At 66.1% G+C, this 18,566-nt stretch carries 19 protein-coding genes; 9 read left to right on the top strand and 10 right to left on the bottom strand.

Annotated features, from left to right (window positions below; translation table 11 throughout):
- Positions 1 to 4: 4 nt before the first annotated feature.
- The gene (locus AB4Z42_RS05860; RefSeq protein WP_442008209.1) at positions 5 to 820 is read right to left on the bottom strand and encodes a thioesterase family protein; all 816 of its coding nucleotides are present in this window, start codon (positions 818 to 820) and stop codon (positions 5 to 7) included.
- Positions 817 to 1,653, bottom strand: coding sequence for an SMP-30/gluconolactonase/LRE family protein (locus tag AB4Z42_RS05855; protein ID WP_442008208.1), 837 nt, complete (start codon positions 1,651 to 1,653; stop codon positions 817 to 819). The genes AB4Z42_RS05860 and AB4Z42_RS05855 overlap by 4 nt, the downstream gene beginning before the upstream one ends.
- A gap of 49 nt (positions 1,654 to 1,702) precedes the next feature.
- Between AB4Z42_RS05855 and AB4Z42_RS05850 the strand changes: the two genes are divergently transcribed.
- Genes AB4Z42_RS05850 through AB4Z42_RS05820 form a run of 7 tightly spaced genes read left to right on the top strand, consistent with a single transcriptional unit; the run spans position 1,703 to position 8,495 of the window.
- The gene (locus tag AB4Z42_RS05850) at positions 1,703 to 2,407 is read left to right on the top strand and encodes an NIPSNAP family protein (protein WP_442008840.1); all 705 of its coding nucleotides are present in this window, start codon (positions 1,703 to 1,705) and stop codon (positions 2,405 to 2,407) included.
- A 17-nt stretch (positions 2,408 to 2,424) separates the two neighbouring features.
- Positions 2,425 to 3,639, top strand: a complete 1,215-nt coding sequence (locus AB4Z42_RS05845; protein ID WP_442008207.1) for a cytochrome P450 — start codon at positions 2,425 to 2,427, stop codon at positions 3,637 to 3,639.
- A 1-nt stretch (position 3,640) separates the two neighbouring features.
- Positions 3,641 to 4,609 (top strand): zinc-binding dehydrogenase, encoded by a 969-nt coding sequence (locus AB4Z42_RS05840; RefSeq protein ID WP_442008206.1) that lies wholly within the window; start codon positions 3,641 to 3,643, stop codon positions 4,607 to 4,609.
- The gene (locus AB4Z42_RS05835; RefSeq protein WP_442008205.1) at positions 4,606 to 5,349 is read left to right on the top strand and encodes an HpcH/HpaI aldolase family protein; all 744 of its coding nucleotides are present in this window, start codon (positions 4,606 to 4,608) and stop codon (positions 5,347 to 5,349) included. Before AB4Z42_RS05840 ends, AB4Z42_RS05835 begins: the two co-directional genes overlap by 4 nt.
- Positions 5,346 to 6,065 (top strand): SDR family NAD(P)-dependent oxidoreductase, encoded by a 720-nt coding sequence (locus AB4Z42_RS05830; protein WP_442008204.1) that lies wholly within the window; start codon positions 5,346 to 5,348, stop codon positions 6,063 to 6,065. The genes AB4Z42_RS05835 and AB4Z42_RS05830 overlap by 4 nt, the downstream gene beginning before the upstream one ends.
- Positions 6,047 to 7,564 carry a flavin-containing monooxygenase gene (locus AB4Z42_RS05825; RefSeq protein WP_442008203.1) on the top strand — a complete coding sequence of 506 codons (1,518 nt, stop codon included), beginning with the start codon at positions 6,047 to 6,049 and terminating at the stop codon, positions 7,562 to 7,564. The genes AB4Z42_RS05830 and AB4Z42_RS05825 overlap by 19 nt, the downstream gene beginning before the upstream one ends.
- A 4-nt stretch (positions 7,565 to 7,568) precedes the next feature.
- Positions 7,569 to 8,495 (top strand): alpha/beta hydrolase, encoded by a 927-nt coding sequence (locus tag AB4Z42_RS05820; protein ID WP_442008202.1) that lies wholly within the window; start codon positions 7,569 to 7,571, stop codon positions 8,493 to 8,495.
- Between the two features lie 9 nt (positions 8,496 to 8,504).
- On the opposite strand, the gene AB4Z42_RS05815 is transcribed toward AB4Z42_RS05820, so the two are convergent.
- Positions 8,505 to 8,984: an SRPBCC family protein gene (locus tag AB4Z42_RS05815; RefSeq protein WP_442008201.1), complete on the bottom strand. Its 480-nt coding sequence runs from the start codon at positions 8,982 to 8,984 to the stop codon at positions 8,505 to 8,507.
- A 17-nt stretch (positions 8,985 to 9,001) separates the two neighbouring features.
- The gene (locus tag AB4Z42_RS05810) at positions 9,002 to 9,655 is read right to left on the bottom strand and encodes a GAP family protein (protein WP_442008200.1); all 654 of its coding nucleotides are present in this window, start codon (positions 9,653 to 9,655) and stop codon (positions 9,002 to 9,004) included.
- A gap of 45 nt (positions 9,656 to 9,700) precedes the next feature.
- On the opposite strand from AB4Z42_RS05810, the gene AB4Z42_RS05805 reads away from it, so the two are divergent.
- On the top strand, positions 9,701 to 10,864 hold the full coding sequence (locus AB4Z42_RS05805; RefSeq protein WP_442008199.1) for an acyl-CoA dehydrogenase family protein: 1,164 nt from the start codon (positions 9,701 to 9,703) through the stop codon (positions 10,862 to 10,864).
- Here the strand turns inward: AB4Z42_RS05805 and AB4Z42_RS05800 are convergent.
- Both AB4Z42_RS05800 and AB4Z42_RS05795 read right to left on the bottom strand, forming a co-directional pair.
- Positions 10,861 to 11,793 (bottom strand): LLM class flavin-dependent oxidoreductase, encoded by a 933-nt coding sequence (locus AB4Z42_RS05800; RefSeq protein ID WP_442008198.1) that lies wholly within the window; start codon positions 11,791 to 11,793, stop codon positions 10,861 to 10,863. The genes AB4Z42_RS05805 and AB4Z42_RS05800 overlap by 4 nt on opposite strands.
- Positions 11,790 to 12,701, bottom strand: a complete 912-nt coding sequence (locus AB4Z42_RS05795; protein ID WP_442008197.1) for a MaoC/PaaZ C-terminal domain-containing protein — start codon at positions 12,699 to 12,701, stop codon at positions 11,790 to 11,792. Before AB4Z42_RS05795 ends, AB4Z42_RS05800 begins: the two co-directional genes overlap by 4 nt.
- 78 nt (positions 12,702 to 12,779) lie before the next feature.
- Here AB4Z42_RS05795 and AB4Z42_RS05790 point away from each other — a divergent pair, with 78 nt between their 5' ends.
- The gene (locus AB4Z42_RS05790) at positions 12,780 to 13,700 is read left to right on the top strand and encodes an LLM class F420-dependent oxidoreductase (RefSeq protein WP_442008196.1); all 921 of its coding nucleotides are present in this window, start codon (positions 12,780 to 12,782) and stop codon (positions 13,698 to 13,700) included.
- Between the two features lie 14 nt (positions 13,701 to 13,714).
- Here the strand turns inward: AB4Z42_RS05790 and AB4Z42_RS05785 are convergent, their stop codons facing one another.
- From AB4Z42_RS05785 to AB4Z42_RS05770, 4 genes are read right to left on the bottom strand one after another with little or no spacing between them, the layout of a single operon-like run.
- Positions 13,715 to 14,905 (bottom strand): cytochrome P450, encoded by a 1,191-nt coding sequence (locus tag AB4Z42_RS05785; RefSeq protein ID WP_442008195.1) that lies wholly within the window; start codon positions 14,903 to 14,905, stop codon positions 13,715 to 13,717.
- Positions 14,898 to 16,439, bottom strand: a complete 1,542-nt coding sequence (mhpA, locus tag AB4Z42_RS05780) for a bifunctional 3-(3-hydroxy-phenyl)propionate/3-hydroxycinnamic acid hydroxylase MhpA (protein ID WP_442008194.1) — start codon at positions 16,437 to 16,439, stop codon at positions 14,898 to 14,900. Before mhpA ends, AB4Z42_RS05785 begins: the two co-directional genes overlap by 8 nt.
- Positions 16,436 to 17,374, bottom strand: a complete 939-nt coding sequence (locus AB4Z42_RS05775; RefSeq protein ID WP_442008193.1) for a fumarylacetoacetate hydrolase family protein — start codon at positions 17,372 to 17,374, stop codon at positions 16,436 to 16,438. The genes mhpA and AB4Z42_RS05775 overlap by 4 nt, the downstream gene beginning before the upstream one ends.
- Entirely contained in the window at positions 17,371 to 18,501 is a 1,131-nt protein-coding gene (locus tag AB4Z42_RS05770; RefSeq protein ID WP_442008192.1) for a VOC family protein, read from the bottom strand. The genes AB4Z42_RS05775 and AB4Z42_RS05770 overlap by 4 nt, the downstream gene beginning before the upstream one ends.
- Positions 18,502 to 18,566: the final 65 nt, after the last annotated feature.

Raw genomic sequence — 18,566 nt, 5'->3', positions numbered from 1 at the left:
AGGCTCAGCGGCCGGGCATCGGCCGGACCAGCACCGACTCCTGAATTGCGCCGACTGCGCCGGTTTCGTCGAACAGCGTCCCGATCGTCGTGCCGATTCCGTCGGGGCCGTAGTTGGTTTCGGCCCGGATACCGATCCACTCGCCGTCGGGGATCCGGTGCACGTGCACGACCAGGTCGGTGTTCATGAACGTCCACCGCCTGATGTCGAGCTTGGTGCCGATGCCGTTGGCGTCGTCGGCGACGGCGAACAGCCGCTCGAGCGCGGTCATGGACTCGCCCTTGACGAGGTCGACCTCTGGGCGGATCCAGGACTCGCCGGGTCCGTCGCTCATCGGCTCGGTCAACCACCGCCAATCCAGGCTGTGCACGTAGTTGCGATCCCAGTCTTTCTTCATGTCGCGGCTGCGCGCTTCGGCAAGCGGCTGCAGCGGCGGCGCCGATGTCCGCACGACCTCGGAAGTGTCGATGGTCTTCAGCCGCCATCCGCTCGCACGCGCTACCGCCCGTGGCTCACCGTCACGTCCGGGGGCCAGCAGTTCGGCGCCGACCAACTCGATCTGCTTGCCGGAGCGCTCGATTCGCGACCGCACCCACAGATCGCCCTCGGCGGGAACCGCGCCCAGCAGGTCGATCATCACGCGGCTCAATCGCGTGTCGTCGCGGGCTTCGCATCTCTCGAGCGCGCGCACCAGCAGCGCCGAGGGTGGGGCTCCGTGTTGTATGTCGGCCGACCATGTGCTGCGCACCAGATCCGTCGCCGCGAACCTCTCGCCGAGCGGGTCGTCGCCGTCGACCAACTCGTAGTAGGAATCGCTCACGGCAGCCCGGCTCCCGGGATGTCCACAGTCATCGCGTCGAGGCGGGACTGCTTCGTGCCGATCAGCCGCTGTGGATAGGCGTCGGTACTGGACAGCAGGAAGAGGGTGCGCCGCTCCGGGCCGCCAAGCGTGCAGGCGATCGCGGCGCGGTCGCCCATGTCGATCCGGTCGGTGATGACGCCACCCTCGACGATGCGCTCGAATGCATGGGCCAGGGTCATCGCCACCCATACGCCGCCTTCGGCGTCGAGGCAGATGCCGTCCGGAGGTCCGTCCAGCCCGTCGGCGAATATCCTTCTGTCGCATAGTGATCCATCGGCGCCGATGGTGAAGGCGGTCAGCCGCCTCCCGGTCGACTCCGACACGATCAGCGTGGCGCGGTCCGGCGTAATCACCATTCCGTTGGGAAAATCGAGATTCTCGGCGATGATCTCGACCGAGTTGTCGACGTCAACGCACGCGATGACGCCGCCCTCGCGTGCCTGCGATCCGACGTATGCGCGGCCTGCGTCGTCGACGACGACGTCGCCGAGGTCGGCGGGCGCGAGATCGGACAGTTCGGCGACGGTTTCGACGGTGTACCCGTCATATCGCAGCAGCTGACGCTTCACCGAGGAGGCGATCAGCAGTGTCCCGTCCGGCCGGAAGCCGAGTCCGGACGGGTGGTGTCCGGGCAGCGGCAGCGTGGTCACGTCGCTCTGCAGGTTGACCGTGTGCACCGCCTCGCCGAGCATGTCGGAGAACCAGAGCAGTCCCTCGAACCACCGTGGGCCCTCGCCGAAGCAGAAACCGTCGGTCAGTGTCGTCAGCGTGTCGGCACCTTTACAAATCACGGCACAAGTGTCACGCTCCCAGGGTGCGACTGTCAACTGGGTGCGGGTTGTGAAGACGTTCTACGGCCACACGCTTCTTTATCTTCACGAGACGATTGCGCTGGGTGAAGGCCGAAGCGAGCAATTCACCAAGGTGTTCGGCGATGTCTATCACCCGATGATGGAGGCCCTCGGCGCGCGACTGTTCGCGATGTGGGAGACCACCCCGTACAACGGGCACTGGCCGCAGGTGACGATCATCTGGGAGATCGACGCATTCTCGGACTACGCGCGTATCGGCAGGGCGCAGGCGCCTGGCGGCAGCCACGCGGAGGCGGCGGCGACATGGTCGACGTTCCTGGCCGAGATCCGGGCTTCGGGTGAGGGCCGGATCATGTACGCAGGAAAGTTCAACAGGACACTGGCCCAGTTGAAGGAGGCCGGTTTCGGGGCGGGTCTGGTGATTCAGGAGATCATGCAGACCAAGCCGGGCCGTCAGGACGACTACATCCGAGAGCTCGAACGCCTCTACGTGCCGTGGTCGGAGAGCACCGGAAAGCGGTGGCTCGGATCGTTCATCACGACCTTCCGCTTCAACGAAGTGATCCATTATTGGGCGTTGGACGGTGACTGGGACTGCTTCGATAACCACTATCCGTCGTGGAAGGACAGCCCGCCGCCCGAGATCGTCACCTGGATGAGCGTCGCGCCCGCGCTGCGCGACGGATGGGAGGATTCGATCCTGGCCGCACTACCCCCGTCTCCGCTGCAATGAGCCCCCAAGCGACGCAGATGACGAAGAACTTCTCCTACGATCCATTCGCTCCCGAAGTGATGGCCGATCCGCCGTCGTACTACCGGGTGCTGCGTGACGAACATCCGGTGTACTACATCGACAGGTGGGACACCTTCGCGTTGTCGCGGTTCGACGACATCTGGCAGGTGCTGGGAATCAACGACGGAACCTTCGTCGCATCTGAGGGAACCCTGCCCGCGGCAACGGTTCTGGCGATGCGAAACGACGGGCCGGTGGCCGATCCGCCGCTGCATCCGCTTCCGTTCCACGCGAACTTCGACGCCCCGATCTACGACTCCGTGCGGCGGTGCACCTCCAGTCAGTTCCGGCCGAAATCCGCGGCGACATGGGCGGACCGGATCCGCGCCCTGGCCAACGAGCGGCTGGACGAACTGCTGCCGCGAGGCACGTTCGACCTGACCCAGGATTACGGCGGATTCGTCGCCGCCTCCGTGGTCTGCGAATTGGTCGGGCTCCCAGCTGATCTGGCGCCCGACGTGTTGGCGACCGTCAACGCCGGGAGCCTTGCCCAGCCCGGCAGCGGCGTAGAGGTGGCCAACGCCCGACCCGGCTATCTCGAGTACCTGGTGCCGATCATCGAGCGCAGGCGTTCCGGTGACGGCGCCGCGCTGCCGATCGCAGACAACCTGATCGGGTACCGCTTACCCGACGGTTCGGCGCTATCCGATATGGAAGCCGCCGTACAGATGCTCGGTGTCTTCATCGGTGGCACGGAAACCGTGCCGAAGATCGTCGCGCACGGACTCTGGGAGCTGGGCCTTCGTCCAGACCAGATGGCAGCCGTGCGTTCGGATCTCGACGCCAACATTCCCGTCGCGCGCGAAGAGATGATCCGCTTCTGCGCGCCCGCGCAGTGGTTTGCACGCACCTTGCGCAAGCCGTTCACCATCCATGACACGACGATGAATCCGGGCCAACGGGTCATCACGCTGCTTGCATCGGCGAACCGCGACGAACGCGAGTATCGGGAACCCGACGAGTTCGTCTGGGACCGACGCATCGAACGGCTGCTGGCGTTCGGGCGCGGACAGCACTTCTGTCTCGGTGTCCACCTGGCCCGCCTCGAAATCACCGTCATGGTGACGGAATGGCTGAAGCGGGTGCCGGAGTGGCGGATACTCAGCGAGGGCGCTGCGCGCCCGCCGTCGAGTTTCCAGTGGGGCTGGAACAACCTTCCAGTGGAGGTGTGAGGTGTGGGCCTACCGACTCGTCGCGCCGTACACCTTTGAGCGACTGGATGTTCCCGACAAGACCGCCGACGACCTCGACGACAGGCAAGTCCTGCTGCGCTTCATGGCCGCCGGGGTCTGCGGCAGCGACCTGCCCCCGTTCCGTGGTGTGCGCGGCAAGATCTCCGGCGACACCGGGCGCAATGCTGCCGAGATGGTGGGCTTTCCGGTCCACGAGGTCGTGGGGGAGGTGTTGGCGAGCCGGCACAGCGGCCACCGCGCCGGTGACCGCGTCGTCGGCTGGGCCTCGGGCTTCGACGGTCTGACGGGACTCGTGGTGGCAGACGGCGACGGTCTGGCTCCCTACGATCCCGCCCTGAGTGCCCAGCACGCCGTCGCGCTGCAACCGCTGGCCTGCGTTCTGTACGCCATGGAACAACTCGGCGATCTCACGGGGCGACATGTCGGCGTCATCGGGCAGGGCTCGATCGGGTTGTTGTTCTCCTATGCCGCAAAGGTTCTGGGTGCCCGTCACGTGACCGGTGTCGACCCCGTCGACCGCGACGGGCTCGGCAAGGAGTTCGGCGTCGACACCATCGTCCGCGCCACCAGCGACAGATGGGTGAGTCACCTGGACCCCGCCGACCGGCCCGATGTCGTCGTCGAGGCCGTCGGCCACCAGGTCGCGACACTCGGTCACGCCATCGACGCCGCGGCACCGGGCGGCACCGTGCTTTATTTCGGGGTGCCCGATGACGACAGCTACCCGATCAGCATGCGCGCCATGCTGCGCAAGAACCTGACGCTCAAGTCCGGTGTGACGCTCGACCGGCGGCGAGTTCTGGATGCCGCCAACGCATTCGCGAAAGAACACCCCGATCTGCTCGTCGCCTACGTCACCCACACCTTCGGCGTCGACGAGGTCCAATCGGCGTTCGACCTGGCCTGCAGGCCTGACCCGGAACGCGTGAAGATCGCGATCGCCCAGTGACCGGCAGACTGCAGGACGCGCTCGCCACCAAACGGCACGTCTGGGGTGGATGGGTGGTCGGGCCGACAATCCTCGGCCCCGAGGAGTTTGCGCGGGCTGGTTACGACTACGTCGGATTCGACGTGCAGCACGGCTATCTCGACGATGCGGACGTCGCGCTCCTGTTGCGTCGGCTCGAGCATGTGCCGATCGCGACCGCGGTCCGGCTGCCCTCGGCGGATCCCGCGCCGATCGGTCGCGTCCTCGATGCCGGTGCCGATGCGGTGATCATCGCGATGATCGAGTCGGCCGAGGCCGCCGCCGCGGCGGTCGCCGCAACCCGGTACGCGCCCGCCGGGGTGCGCAGTTTCGGGCCACTGCGTGCCGACATCGGGCTCGACCCGGCCGAACACGAGGCCCGCGCGAGCGTGTTCGCGATGATCGAGACCGTGCGAGGACTTTCCGCACTCGACGAGGTGTGCGCCGTACCCGGGCTGGCGGGTGTGTACGTGGGTCCCGCCGACCTCGCGATCACGATGGGAGAGGACCCGATCACAGCGTTGTCTGCGCCTGCAGTGCTCGATGCCGTGGCGCGTATCAAGTCGGTCGCATCGGATGCGGGCCTGGTGCCCGGAATCCACGCCAATGCGGGTAAGCCGGGAAAGGCCATGTCCGAAATGGGCTTTCGGATGATCACGCTGGCATCGGAGTCTGCGGCCCTGCGGCGCGGTGCGGTCGAGCATCTGAGGGAGGCACAGTGACGGACCGGGTGGCTCTTGTCACTGGCGCGGCCCGCGGGCAGGGCGCGGCGATCGTCGAGCGATTGCACGCCGAAGGCTTCCAGGTCGCCGCGGGTGATGTGCGCATCGATGAACTGAGATCGAACACCGAAGCCCTTGGCGACAACGTGATCGCCGTCGAGCTCGACGTGACCTCCGCGCCGCACTGGGACGATGCGGTGCGCGCCACCGTCGACCGATTCGGCGGGTTGTCGGCGCTGATCAACAACGCCGGGGTGCTCCACCGGGCGTCGCTCGACGATGAGACGGCGGAAGGTTTCGAAGGCAGTTGGCGGTTCAACTGTCTCGGACCGTTCCTGGGAATTCAGGCGTCGCTGCCGGAACTGCGGCGGGCCGATGGGGCCGCGATCGTCAACACGGTGAGTACCGGTGCCATTCGGCCGTTCCCGAACCACACCGCCTACGGATCGTCGAAATGGGCGCTGCGCGGACTGACCCAGGCCGTCGCCGCCGAACTCGCCCCCGACGGCATCCGTGTCAACGCGGTCTTCCCCGGTCCGATCGCGACACCGATGCTCGACGATGCGACGCAAAGCAGGTTGACCGCCACGTTCGGGCGCCTGGGGGAGCCGGCCGAGGTCGCGAACGTGGTGGCGTTCCTGGTCTCTGACAAGGCGTCCTTCATGACGGGTTCCGAAATCGTCGTGGACGGAGGGCAATGTCTGCGGATGGGATGAGCCCGTCGGTGGGAATCATCGGCGCCGGCCCCGGCGGCCTTGCACTGGCAATTCTTCTGAGGAAGAACGGTTTTCGTGACTTCACCATCTTCGACCGTGAGGACGGGGTCGGGGGAACGTGGCGGATCAACACATATCCGGGACTGGCCTGCGATGTGAAGTCGCACCTCTACTCGTACTCGTTCGACCTCAACGCCCGCTGGTCACGGCTGTGGTCCGGACAGCGGGAGATCCTCGGCTATTTCGAGCGCTGCGCAGAGCGCTACCAGCTGGCTGGGCATCTGAAGCTGCACACCGAGGTCGCCTCGGCGCGCTGGGACGCTCACACCAGGACGTGGCTGCTGACGACGACAGCCGGTGAGCGATACACCTTCGATCTGGTGGTTTCGGCGATCGGGCTGTTCACCCAGCCGGTACTTCCCGATCTCGCCGAGGAGGAGCCGTTCACCGGAACGCTCATGCACACGGCGCGGTGGGACCACTCCGTCGACCTCTCGGACGCACGCGTGGCCGTCCTGGGCACCGGATCGACGGCGGCACAATTGATCCCCGCGGTCGCCAAGGTCGCGAAGAAGGTCTACTCGGTGCAGCGATCGCCGACATGGATTCTGCCGAAACCCGACCGCCCATACACCGATCGCGAGAAGTGGCTGTTCGCGCACGTTCCGTTCGCCAAGAAGATCTACCGGACGCGGCTGTGGCTGCGCAGTGAGTCCAACATCGGTGTGATCGAGAACGAGAGCGAGAAGACGCACGAGTTCAGGGATATCGCATTGCGCACCCTCGAGGCCGCGGTGCCCGATGAGGAGTTGCGCCGCAGGCTGACTCCGGAGCATCCGTTCGGGTGCAAGCGACTGGTGTTCGCCACCGATTACCTGCAGACCCTGTCGTTGCCTCACGTCGAGGTGGTGTCGAGCCCCGCCAGAGCGCTGCGCGCGCGCTCGTTGGTGACCGCCGACAGTCGCCAGCTGGACGTCGACGTGGTGTTGTGCGCGACGGGCTACGCGGCGGCGGACTACCTCGGGCAGATCGACGTCGTCGGAGAAGGCAACGTCACACTGCGCGAGACATGGAGTGACGGGGCATATGCGTATCTGGGTATGGCCGTCCCGGGATTCCCCAACTTCTTCATGCTCTACGGTCCGAACACCAACGTCGGGTCCAACAGCGTCATCTTCATGCTCGAGGCGCAGGCCCATTACATCGTGCGCGCGCTGAAGTACATGCGGCGCAAACGCAAGGCGTACGTCGCGGTGCGCAACACGACGATGACGGATTTCATCGCCAGAATCGACGAGTGGATGCAGGGCACCGTGTGGCTTACCCGCTGCAGCAACTACTTCCGCGCCCCCAACGGTCGCGTCGTCACGCAGTGGCCGCGCAGCGCACGCGCGTTCTGGGAGATGACGCGTCGCTTCCGCCCCGGCGAATACATCTTCGAACCTCCTGCGCGGCCGCCCGCCGTCGAGGTGGGATCGCACGCGGCGGCGAAGCGATAGCGGCGTGGACGCGGACTTCGTGGCGCGGCTCGATCCCGCACTGCGTCACCTTGCGGCGGCCCGAACCGATCTGTCGCCGAGCGTGCTGGGCTTCGTTCGTGACTCCTTGAACCAGCGCCGTGCCGAGAGCGCCAGAGATGTCAACACCGCCGGGGTGGAGATCGAGCAGCGTGACGGGGGGTCGGTGCCGGTGCGGATCTATCGAGGCGCGGGACCTCCGTCGCCGGTGGTGATCTACTGCCACTCAGGGGCTTTCGTGCTGGGCAACCTCGACACCGACCACCGCCAGTGCGTCCAGTTCGCCAGGCAGGGGAGCTGCACGGTGGTGTCCGTCGACTATCGACTGGCTCCCGAACATCCGCATCCCGCAGCGCTCGACGATGTGTCGACCGTGCTCACCTGGGTTGCGGAGAATGCTTCGGAACTGGGCGTCGACGTCGGTCGCATCGCGGTGGCCGGCAGTAGCGCCGGTGCGGCGCTGGCCGCGCGTGTGGCGCAGTGCGCGGCGGATGGCGCGGTGCCGTCCGTCATGTTCCAGCTGCTGCATCAACCCGTGCTCGACGACCGGCCGACGCCGTCCAAGGACGAATTCCTCGCGACCCCGGGGTTCGACGGACCCGCGGTCGAACAGATGTGGCGGCACTACGTCGGGGACGGATCCGTCTCCGTCGACGCCGCTCCCGGGCGCGCACGCGAATTATCCGGTGTCGCAAACGCGTTGATCACCTGCTCGGAACTCGACCCGCTGCGTGATGAAGCGATCGACTACGCGCTGAGACTCATGTGGGCTTCGGTAGCCGTCGAACTCCATGTCTTCCCCGGCACGTGCCACGGGTTCGACTCGCTGATGCCCGACTGGGAGACGAGCGTGCGCCTGTTCGATCTCCAGGGGGCCGCGCTGCGGAACGCGTTCTCGCGACCGTCACCCTGAACCGATCGTCTAGGTTGCTGCGAGCTCGCGCGCTACCGCGGCGTGGTACGCGTCGATGTGGGACGGATTGACCATCCGGAAGAAGCCGTCGGTCAACGGGGCATGTCGGTAGGCCTCGATCGTCATCGTTCTGCCGAAGAGGGTGAGGCCATCACCGGGCTGGGTGAAGCGGTACTCGATCGTCATCCGTCCTTCGAGTCCGCCGTTGCCCGCACTGTCGTGGCCAAGGCGCCCGACCGAGCTGAACACGAAAAGGCTTGGCCACACCGCCATCGAGAGCTGCCATGTGAAGACGCGGTCCTTCGCCGGATCGGGGTGGGCCTCGTCCCACGTGTCACCGACCTGCAGCGGTAACCGGTCCGGAAGGTTGCGGATGTCCGGACCGCCCGGATACGTCTTGGTCCAGTTCGCGGGGTTTGTCACGAAGTCGTAGATGGCCTCGGGTGATTGGCTGAATACGGTCTCCGAGCTTGTGGTGACGATGCCCACGGTTATTCTCCTTCTGTCTACAGCTCGCTGATTCCCATGACCAGCACGGTGATTCCGATCGCCACGAGGATGACGGCCGAGACGAGTCCGCTGCGTCGGTGCAGCCACTGCCTGAGTCGGGTGAGTTGGCCTTCGGCCCGCACGCCGACGGCCAGATAAACGAGCACCGGGACGGCGACCGTCGAACTGGCCACGACCGAGTAGTACACGACCGCGCCGCTCGCGCCCGCGATGCTGACGCCCGCGGTGCCGATCAGCAACCCGGCCGCCGCCGAGGCGGCCAGCATCTTCGGATTCGACACGACGAGCAGCGCCCCGATCGCCAGGGCACCGACAGGTGTGAGCCGGTTGAATCTGGTCAGCCACTTAGGCTCCTCGGTCATCCGGTCGCGCCGCAGCCAGACCCATACGCCCATCACGAGGAGGATGCCGCCCGCGGCGATCAGCACCGGCGGTGAGACCGGCCGGTTGAGGCTGCTCACCAACCTCGGTACCTGGAGGAAAACCGCTGTCACAGCAGCTAGAGCCAGCAGCCTGCCGACCAGGAATGCCAAGCCGTTGGACAGGGCGCGATCGGTGTGGAGCACCAGGAAGATGGCGACGATGATCGAGAATGGCGATATAGCCACCACCATCGCCGGTGCCAGAAGTTGGCTCAGAAGTGACCACATCAGGCGTGACTTTACAGATCAATCGGAAACTGTCACGCTCAGTGAGTGGACTTCTCCCGCGTCGAACTGTCCGCTGACGACCAGGCCTTCCAGGACGAGCTCCGGGCACTGCTGAAGACTCTCGTGACCGATGAAGTCATCCGGCGAGACCGCGAGACCGGCGAGAACTTCGACGAGGACGTTCATCTCGCGCTCGGCGAGGCCGGCTACCTTGCCGCGGAGTTCAATGACGAAGCCGACGGCGGCTTCAGTCGGCTCAGACGGCGGCTCTGGAATCTCGAGATCGGCCGTGCCCACACACCGTGGTTCCACTGGGGCACGACGGCGATGGTCGCCCGCGCGGTGCGGCAGTTCGGATCAGCCGCGCTCAAAGAAGAGGTGATGGAACGAGCGCTGTCGGGGCGAATCCGGCTGTGCCTCGGATACACCGAGCCGGAAGGCGGATCCGATGTCGCGACGTGCAAGACGCGCGCGGTACGCGACGGTGAGGACTGGATCATCAACGGCTCGAAGATGTTCACCTCCAACGCGCAGAACGCGTCCTACGTATTCCTGATCACGAACACCGATCCGACCGCGCCCAAACACCAGAGCCTGACCATGTTCCTCGTGCCGTTGGACTCGCAAGGTGTCGAGATCCAACCGATTCGCACCGTGGACGGCGACCGCACCAACATCACCTATTACAGCGATGTCCGCGTCGACGACAGGTACCGCATCGGTGAGGTCAACGGCGGCTGGACCGTACTGCGTGACGCACTCAACGACGAGCACGGCACCGTCGAACGCGGCGCCGACGGTCTGCAGAAGGTCGCCGCCATGGCCGAGCATCTCGTCCTGCTCGCCGAGGCCATCGACAAGGTTGCCGCAGTGGCGGCCGACGACGATGCCGTGAGGTACCGGCTGGGTCGCGGCATCGCCCGCATGGAGGCGGCGATGAGCACTCCGGACATGTTCGGCCGAGTTGCCAACGCGCAGACCATGCGCGATGTATCGCTGGACCTGATGGACATCCAGGGTGCGGTCTCCACGCTTCCTGTCGATGCCAACGGCGCCCAGGCCGACGGGGGAGCCGAGTACGTCTTCCGGCTGGCTGGGCCTACGGGTATCTATGGCGGCACCCTCGAGGTGTTCCGCAACATGATCGCCCAGCACGCGCTGGGTCTCGGGCGCCCGGCATACGCGCCACCGGTGAAGAAGCCGACCTAGAGTTTCGAGATCACCTGCGAGGCGAGCAGATCGAGGGTCTCGTCGGATCCGCGGTCGTGGGTGAACAACACGATCTGGCCGAATCCCAGCTGCTGCAGCTCGTGGAGGCGGTCGACGATCGCGGGCGGCGTGCCGACGAGACCGCCTTCCTTGAGCCCGAATGCCGGTACGCCGAAGCGCTTCTCGGCCAGCTGCCGCACGTCGGGCAGTGATGCGTCGTCCGCCGCCAGGGCCATCACCGCCTCGATCGACAGCACGATCGTCGACGGGTCCCTGCCGACCTCATCGCATATCGATCGCAGTACGGAGACCTTGTGCTCGAGGTCGCCGAGCGCATACGTCGGGACGTTCCAGACGTCTGCGTAGCGTGCGACCAACGGCAGTGTGTACTTCTCGCCGACGCCGCCCACGACGATCGGCGGCCGGGGCCTGCGGACCGGACCCGGTTTGATCGGCATGTCCTTGACAATGAAATGCGTTCCGGTGAAGTCGATCACCTCGTCGGCGAACGCCTGATGGAGGATCTGCAGCGTCTCGCCGAGCCGCTCGGACCGCTCGGCGAACGTCCCCCACGCCAACCCGACGCGGGAATGTTCGTCCTCGATCGATCCGCTGCCGATGCCGAGCTGCAATCTGCCCGCCGAGATCTGGTCGAGTGTCGTCGCCATCTTGGCCAGCACCGCGGGATGACGGAACTGGTTGCACAGCACCATATGTCCGATCTGGATACGTTCGGTGCGGCTGAGTAGCGCGGTGGCCAGAGTCCAGGCCTCCAACGACGGGTAGTCCGGCATGCCCGGTGCGTAGAGATGGTCGTAGAGCCATACCGAGTCGATACCGACCTGTTCACAGCGCAGCGTGCGGTGCAGGACCTGCTCGTAGCTCAAGCCCATCTGAGGCAGATAGACACCGATCTCGGTCTTGGTCAAGTCCGTAGCTCCAATCTTCCGTGGGTGATGGTTGTCGCTCCGCCGGCGACGGCCTCGAAGGCAATCGAATGTTTTGATATGCCAAAGGCGTTCACCGTCAGATCACAGTCCAGCGGTGTGGGCGATGCGAAGCGCACGGCGATCCGCCGGACGCGGCCTGGATCGACGACGCCGAGCAGATCGAGCAGGCGGTGTGCGCAGATCGCCATGGTGCTCAGGCCGTGGGTGAAGACGAAATCGAACCCGGCGGCGCGGGCTGCCTCGATGTCGAAGTGATGCGCAGACCAGTCCCCGGACACCTCCGCGTAACGGTGTGCCGTGTCGGCGCCGATGTGGTGGGTGGCGGATCCGATCAGCCGTGTTCTGGCATCGTCGGGGAATCGGTGATCCGCGGGCATGCCGCCGAGATCCGCGACTCCGGAAAGCCCGAGCAGCACCATCGTCCACCACTGTTCGACGGCGACGGCCCCGTCGGCGCCGATCTGCTCGAACCGCATCACAACCCGGGTGCCCGACCCCGATGTCCGCACTGCGCGTATCTGCGACCAGGTGTGCAGCGGCTCGCCGGGGACCAGCGGCCGGTGCAGCACGATGTCGTGTGCGCCGTGGACCCCGCCGCGGACATCACGCCAGACCGACGCCGGGAGGTCCCCCCTGGCCGCTTCGTTCGGCGTGAACACCAGGATCACCGGAAACACCGCGGGAACCGCGTGTCCGTCCAGCACCGAGGCCGTCCGGTCGCCGGTGGCGTCGGCGTAGCGCGCGATGGTCTCGGGGTCCAGGCGGCCTGCGAACGGCCCGTGCCGGACCGAGGCGACGGTCGTCTCGCCGGCCGGCTCGCTGGTCGTCTCGCTCATCTCCGGTGGACCCTTCTGCGGCGCGAACGCTGTACTTTCCGTGGTTCGCATGGTAACGACATTCTCAGAAATCGAGAAGATTGTTCTAGTGTTGAATGCGCGGCTCGCCGCGCGGAAGCGGAGCACGACATGCGGTTCACTTTCACCCATCCGATGCACAGCCATCCGTACAACCCGGAGCTGGTGACCGGTTCGGGCATCGCCACGGTTGCGGCGGCGGCCGAGGCGGCGGGCTTCCACGGCTTCGGGTTCACCGACCATCCGGCGCCGTCGCAACGGTGGTTGGAGTCCGGCGGACACGACGCGGTGGACCCGTTCGTCGCGATGGGTTACGCCGCGGCGCGGACCACGACGCTGCGGCTGATCCCGAACATCGTCGTGCTGCCGTACCGCAACCCGTTCGTGGTGGCCAAGGCGGGCGCGACGCTCGATCTCCTGTCGGAGGGGCGGTTCACGCTCGGGGTCGGTGTGGGCTACCTCAAGCGCGAGTTCACCGCACTCGGTGTGGAGTTCGACGAGCGCGCTGCGCTGTTCGAGGAAGCCCTCGAGGTGATCCGGGGGATCTGGACCACCGACGACTTCTCCTTCGAGGGCCGGCATTTCAGCGCCAAGGGCATCACGGCTCATCCGCGGCCGGTGAGCACACCGCATCCGCCGATCTGGATCGGCGGTAACACCTCCGCTGCCCGCAAGCGTGTTGTCAACCACGGTGACGGCTGGTGCCCGTTCCCGGCGCCCGCGATGCTCGCTCAGACCGCACGCACCGCGGTCATGGACTCAGAGGCACTGGCATCCGGCGTCGAAGACCTGCGTCGCCGGTTCGACGTCGCCGGCCGGGATTTCACGGGCATCGACGTCACGTTCACCAACGCCGACGGCGGCAGTCCCGGAAGCGACGACTTCAACGCCGACGCCTATCTGACCGGCCTGGAAAATCTTGCGGCAGTGGGTGTTACCTGGGTACAGGTCGGGCTGCCCGGTGACAACCTCGCGCACGTGCTCGAGACGATCGAACGTTTCGGCAGTTCGGTGATCAAGGCCGCGAGTTGAGCGAGGCTGGTCGGTCAGGCCGCGATCAGCTTCAGCGGTAACCGCTCGTGTCGGCGGATGATGTTGTTCAGCGCCCACGCCGGGGGTGCCACCAGCTCGATACGGTCGACCCGTTCGGCGAGAGCCCGCAGCATCGCCTGGGTTTCCAGCCGTGCCAACCCTTGTCCCGCGCAGGCGTGCGCACCGTGGCCGAAGCCCAGCTGGCGGGTGGCATCGCGCCGAATGTCGAAGCGATCAGGTGCTTCCCACTCGCGATCGTCGCGATTGGCTGACGCGTAGACGATCAACACCCGTGCACCGGCCGGGATCCGGTGTCCGGCGATGTCGGTGTCATGGAGCACGTGGCGCGAGAACGCGCGCAACGGGGATTCGTAGCGCAGGACCTCGTTGACGGCGCCGGGTATCAGGGCGGGGTCGTCCTTGAGGAGTCGCCACTGATCGGGGTGGGTGGCGAACAGGTGCAACGCATTGGAGATGGCGCTGATCGTGGTGTCCAGCGACGGCGCGATGTAGTCGATCATCAGGGGTGCGAGTTCGTCGTGCGACACCCGGCCCTCATCGGCGGCCAGAAGAACTTCATGCCCGACGCTGCCCTCGATGAGGCTGCGCTTGCGGACTACACGGCGGGCATAGCCCAGCATGCGCAGTGTCGCGGGCAGCGATTTCAGCGCCTGCCGGTTCATCGGGCCGAGAAGGTCGAATGTCGCTGCACCCCAGCGTAAGAGGTTCTTGCGTTGGTCGCGGGGCCAGCCGACCAGATCGGGCACGACGGCCATCGGCAACGCGAGCGCCAGATCCTCGACACCGTCGATCTCACCGCGTACGAGCGCGGCGTCGACCACGTGGTCGGCCTGGGCCTGCACATCGTCGTCGATGCCGCGTAGAGCGCGGGGGAGCAGCCGATGTGCGACGAGCTTGCGTCGCTCATCGTGTTCGGTGCCGTCGCTGCTCAACGTGGTGCCGCGGGACAGCCGATTGGTGAACGGGTTCAGCGCGACACCTTTGCTGGAGATGAACGTCTTGTCGTCACGCAACACCGCCTTGCATTCGGTGTACCTCGGCAGCGCATACACCCGGTGCCTGGACAGCCACACGACGGAGCCGAGCCTGCGCAGGGCCGTGTAGTGCGGGTAGGGGTCGACGATCGCAGCGGTCGTGTAGATACTTGGTCGGTAAACGGGAATACCGTTGGGCGCTCTAGACATTCGATCGAATCCTCGTGTGCAGACGTACGGTCGGGAACTGGTCGCAGATCTTGCCAAGGTCACGACCCGCGTGCATCACGGTGCGGTCGGGCCGGACGACCGCCGCAGTGACGTGGGCGTCCTTCAGCCATGCGGCGAGCTCGCTGTCGGCAGTGGCGACGTGCACGGTGGCGCCGCGCTCGTCGAGCACGGCGCGCTGCGCGGCCGTCGGCGACACGGTGGTGACGAGTGCGAAGCCGTCACCGAGGGCGCTGTCGAGCCTGCGGCCGTCGGCAAGCACTGAATTGGGGCACAGCGTTCCGGCTGGATGCCGCGGGGTGCGGCGGCGGTGGACGAAGGCGGAGCTGCCGAGGGCAGGTGTGCGGCTGTCGATGATCTTGCTACGCAGACCAGGGACGTACTTCATCCGCGTGACGACGAGTCGCCGCATGAGATTGCCGAACTGCCCGCCTGCAGTCATCGCCCATCCGACGGCCAACGCGAGCCGGATCATATGGCGGGTGTGAGGCTTTCGTTCCTGCTCGTAGCTGTCCAGCGCGGAGACCGGAAGGTCGCCCCCTATGACGCCGGCGAGCTTCCACGCGAGGTTCATCGCGTCGCGCACGCCCGCGCCGAGCCCCTGGCCGATGAAGGGCGGCGTGAGGTGAGCGGCGTCGCCGAGCAGAAAGACGTTGCCCGCGCGCCACCGATCGGCCAGTTGCGCGCGGAAGGTGTACTCGGTGACGCGGATCAACCGAAGGTCGGCCTCGGCGACTCCCGCTGTCCATGGCGCGATGAGCGGTCTCAACGACCGTAGGCTGCCGAAGTCGTCGACGGTCTCGCCGGGCAGAAGCCGGAACTCCCAGCGGTAGCGGGACGATCCGATGCGCATGTACGTCGCCGCACGGACGGGATCGCACACCTGGTACACGCCATCCCACTGGCCGAGGTCGGAATCGGTTGCCATATCGATGACGAGCCAGCGCTGTTCGAATCGCATGTCGGCCATCGACGATCCGATGTGGGCGCGCACGATGCTGTTGGCACCGTCGCAGCCGAGGACGTAGTCGGCATCGACCATGTGCTCAGATTTGTCCGTCCGGTCGATGAACGTGACCCGGATGCGTCCGTCGGTCCCCTCTCCCATACCGGTGACTTCGACGTCGCCACGAAGTTCTGCCTTCGGGTAGCGCTCGAGATTGGTTCGCAACAGCGCCTCGAGGTCCGGTTGGTCGAACATGTTCGCCTGGGGGAAACCGTTGGCGCCCAGCGCCGTTCCGCGGCGGAATTCGGCGAGCACCCGCAGCGCAGGGCCCAGAAGACGCAGACCCTGTGCGGGCCGGGAGATCGCGGCGAACTGGTCGGCGATTCCGAGCCGGGCCAGGATGCGATAGATCTCGTCGTCGAGATGGACCGCGCGTGGCTGCGGGTAGACGTCGGCCCAGCGGTCCAGGACGAGACAGTCGATGCCGTACTGCGCCAACAGTGTCGCCGCAGTCACGCCGGTGGGACCGGCGCCGACGATGACGACGGGACGCGGGGCCGGCTCGGTCACGTGTACCTCACGGTGGTGCGCTGGGTGCCCAGATCGATGGCGCCGTCATCGGTCGCGACGGTCAGCTCGACCACGTCGCCGTGCTTGAGGTACTTGGGGTTGGTGGCTTGCCGCTTGAAGAATGCCTTCCACTTGACGGCAGGAGGCAGCAGCGACCCGATGACCTCGACCACCTTCGGCGGTGCGCTGAGTGCTGTGCCTGCCGGCGTACCCGTCATGATGAGATCGCCTGCGGCGAGATCCTGAAACCGGGCCAGCGAGTCCAGCGCCTGCGTCGGCGGATAGATCATGTCCTCACCGACGACCATGTTCTGCCGCAGCTCGCCGTTGACGCGCAGCTGCAGCCGCAGGTCGCTGAACCGCTTCAGTTCGTCGGCGTCGAGCAACACCAGCGCCGGTCCCACGGGTGTGAACGTCGGATACGACTTGCCCTCGTAGAACTGTGTCTGGGGGAGTTGGATGTCGCGGGCCGAGACGTCGTTGGTGACAACGAGTCCGGCGATGTAGTCGGACAGCCTGGATTCGGAGATCGTGGTGCCGACGGGGATGTCCTGGCCGACCACCAGGCCGATTTCGACCTCGTAGTCCAGCAGTTTCACATGGGCGGGCTTGACGATGTCGGCGAACGGGCCGCTGATGGAGGCCGACGACTTGCGGAAGAACGTCAGGGGAATTGACCGGGGGTCCATGCCCGCGTCCTTGACGTGCGACGCGAAGTTGGTCATCTGCGCCACCACACGGCACGGCCTGGTGACGGGGGAGAGCAGATCGAGGGTGTCCACCGGCACGGTCTCCGTGCTGTAGGTCGCCCATTCGATGGCCTCGCGGTCCGCGATCACCTCACGGGTGGTGGTTGCCGTGGTGGCGATTTTGGCGGCGCCCGTTGCCGTCTGGACCCACCACGCGTCGGCCGTGCGGAGAATGGTCGTCGTCATGAGTTGGCAACTTTCAGCAGGCCGCGAAGGCGGGTCCAGGTGAACTCGTTGTTTTCACGTAGGGATCTGATCGTCGAAAGGGCTTCGTGTGGAATGGCTTTCGGGGTGAGGCCGAGGAAGTCCTTCGTCACCGGCGGACCCCACTGGGACAGGCCGGAAGCCGTGAACGGTGCCCAGCCCGGCTCCAGGGTGTTGTCGAACATGTCGCCGTCGGCGAAGTGCTCGACGAGGAAGCCGTCGGGATCGCGCCAGTAGTCGAAGAGCTGACTGCCCTGAATGTGGCGGCCGATGCCCCAGGAGCGGAAATAGCCTTGCTCGCAGAGGTATTCGCCGCCTGCCGCCAGTGCGTCGAGGTCGCAGACCTGGTAGGCCGAGTGCACATAGCGGTTGCTCGGTCCCAACGCCATCGCCAGTGTGTGGTGGTCGCTGGGGACGGGTCCCCGGTCGCAGCGCATGAAGCTCATCACCGGCCCCCGATCCCGTTGGCCCGGGTAATAGAGGAAGTCGCTGACGATCATGCCGAGGTTGTCGAGGTACCAGTTCAGTGCCTGGGTGTACCTGGTGGTCTGGACGACGACGTGGCCGAGGCGCCGAACCCTGGCAGGCGCTCTGGTCGGACGCTGCGTGGCGTTGGCGCGATCCAGGCGGTCGCCGAAGTTGAAGAGGTGCGCATTCTGGCCGGGCAGGGCGGGCAGGTCATGCATCCCCGCGACCACCTTCACGGGAAACCCGCTCGGGTCCGCCATATCGACCGTGACGCCCCCGATCGCTTCGGGAAGCGCCCGCACGGATGCGCCCGCGGCGTCGGCGAGCCGAAGGACGTCGGCCTGGTCCTGCGCGGCGAATGCGATACCGGCGAATCTCGACCGTGGTCCGCGGCGCACGATCACACACGGCGCGCCGGGCTCGGTACCCCGCAGAGTCAGCTCGTCGGCGGTGCGCAGGGCGACGGCGAAGCCGAAGGCCTTCGCAAATGCCTCGGCGCGCGCAAGGTCCGGTTTCGCGAACTCGAGCCAGGCGATATCGGCGACCTTGATCACGGGATTTCGTGGCCGCCCGGTGTGCTCACCACCTCGTGCTCCCTGCTCGCTGTGCAGGTCACTGTGGCTGCCGACCGTGTGGCTCATACGCAACTCCTCATATTCTGACGAAATCGTCACATACGACGCAACGCTCAGTCAAGCAGTTCTGA

Source organism: Mycobacterium sp. 2YAF39, assembly GCF_052114565.1.
Lineage (GTDB): Bacteria > Actinomycetota > Actinomycetes > Mycobacteriales > Mycobacteriaceae > Mycobacterium.
The sequence above is the reverse complement of the archived record's forward strand: the minus strand, read 5'-3'. Positions and strand labels throughout refer to the sequence as shown.

What these genes read in the sequence shown, in the direction of transcription:
- AB4Z42_RS05845 (WP_442008207.1), top strand. Translation starts at nt 2,425, where the DNA reads ATGACGAAGAACTTCTCCTACGATCCATTCGCTCCCGAAGTGATGGCC.
- AB4Z42_RS05825 (WP_442008203.1), top strand. Translation starts at nt 6,047, where the DNA reads ATGTCTGCGGATGGGATGAGCCCGTCGGTGGGAATCATCGGCGCCGGC.
- AB4Z42_RS05810 (WP_442008200.1), bottom strand. Translation starts at nt 9,655, where the DNA reads ATGTGGTCACTTCTGAGCCAACTTCTGGCACCGGCGATGGTGGTGGCT.
- AB4Z42_RS05795 (WP_442008197.1), bottom strand. Translation starts at nt 12,701, where the DNA reads ATGCGAACCACGGAAAGTACAGCGTTCGCGCCGCAGAAGGGTCCACCG.
- AB4Z42_RS05790 (WP_442008196.1), top strand. Translation starts at nt 12,780, where the DNA reads ATGCGGTTCACTTTCACCCATCCGATGCACAGCCATCCGTACAACCCG.
- AB4Z42_RS05785 (WP_442008195.1), bottom strand. Translation starts at nt 14,905, where the DNA reads ATGTCTAGAGCGCCCAACGGTATTCCCGTTTACCGACCAAGTATCTAC.
- AB4Z42_RS05775 (WP_442008193.1), bottom strand. Translation starts at nt 17,374, where the DNA reads ATGACGACGACCATTCTCCGCACGGCCGACGCGTGGTGGGTCCAGACG.
- AB4Z42_RS05770 (WP_442008192.1), bottom strand. Translation starts at nt 18,501, where the DNA reads ATGAGCCACACGGTCGGCAGCCACAGTGACCTGCACAGCGAGCAGGGA.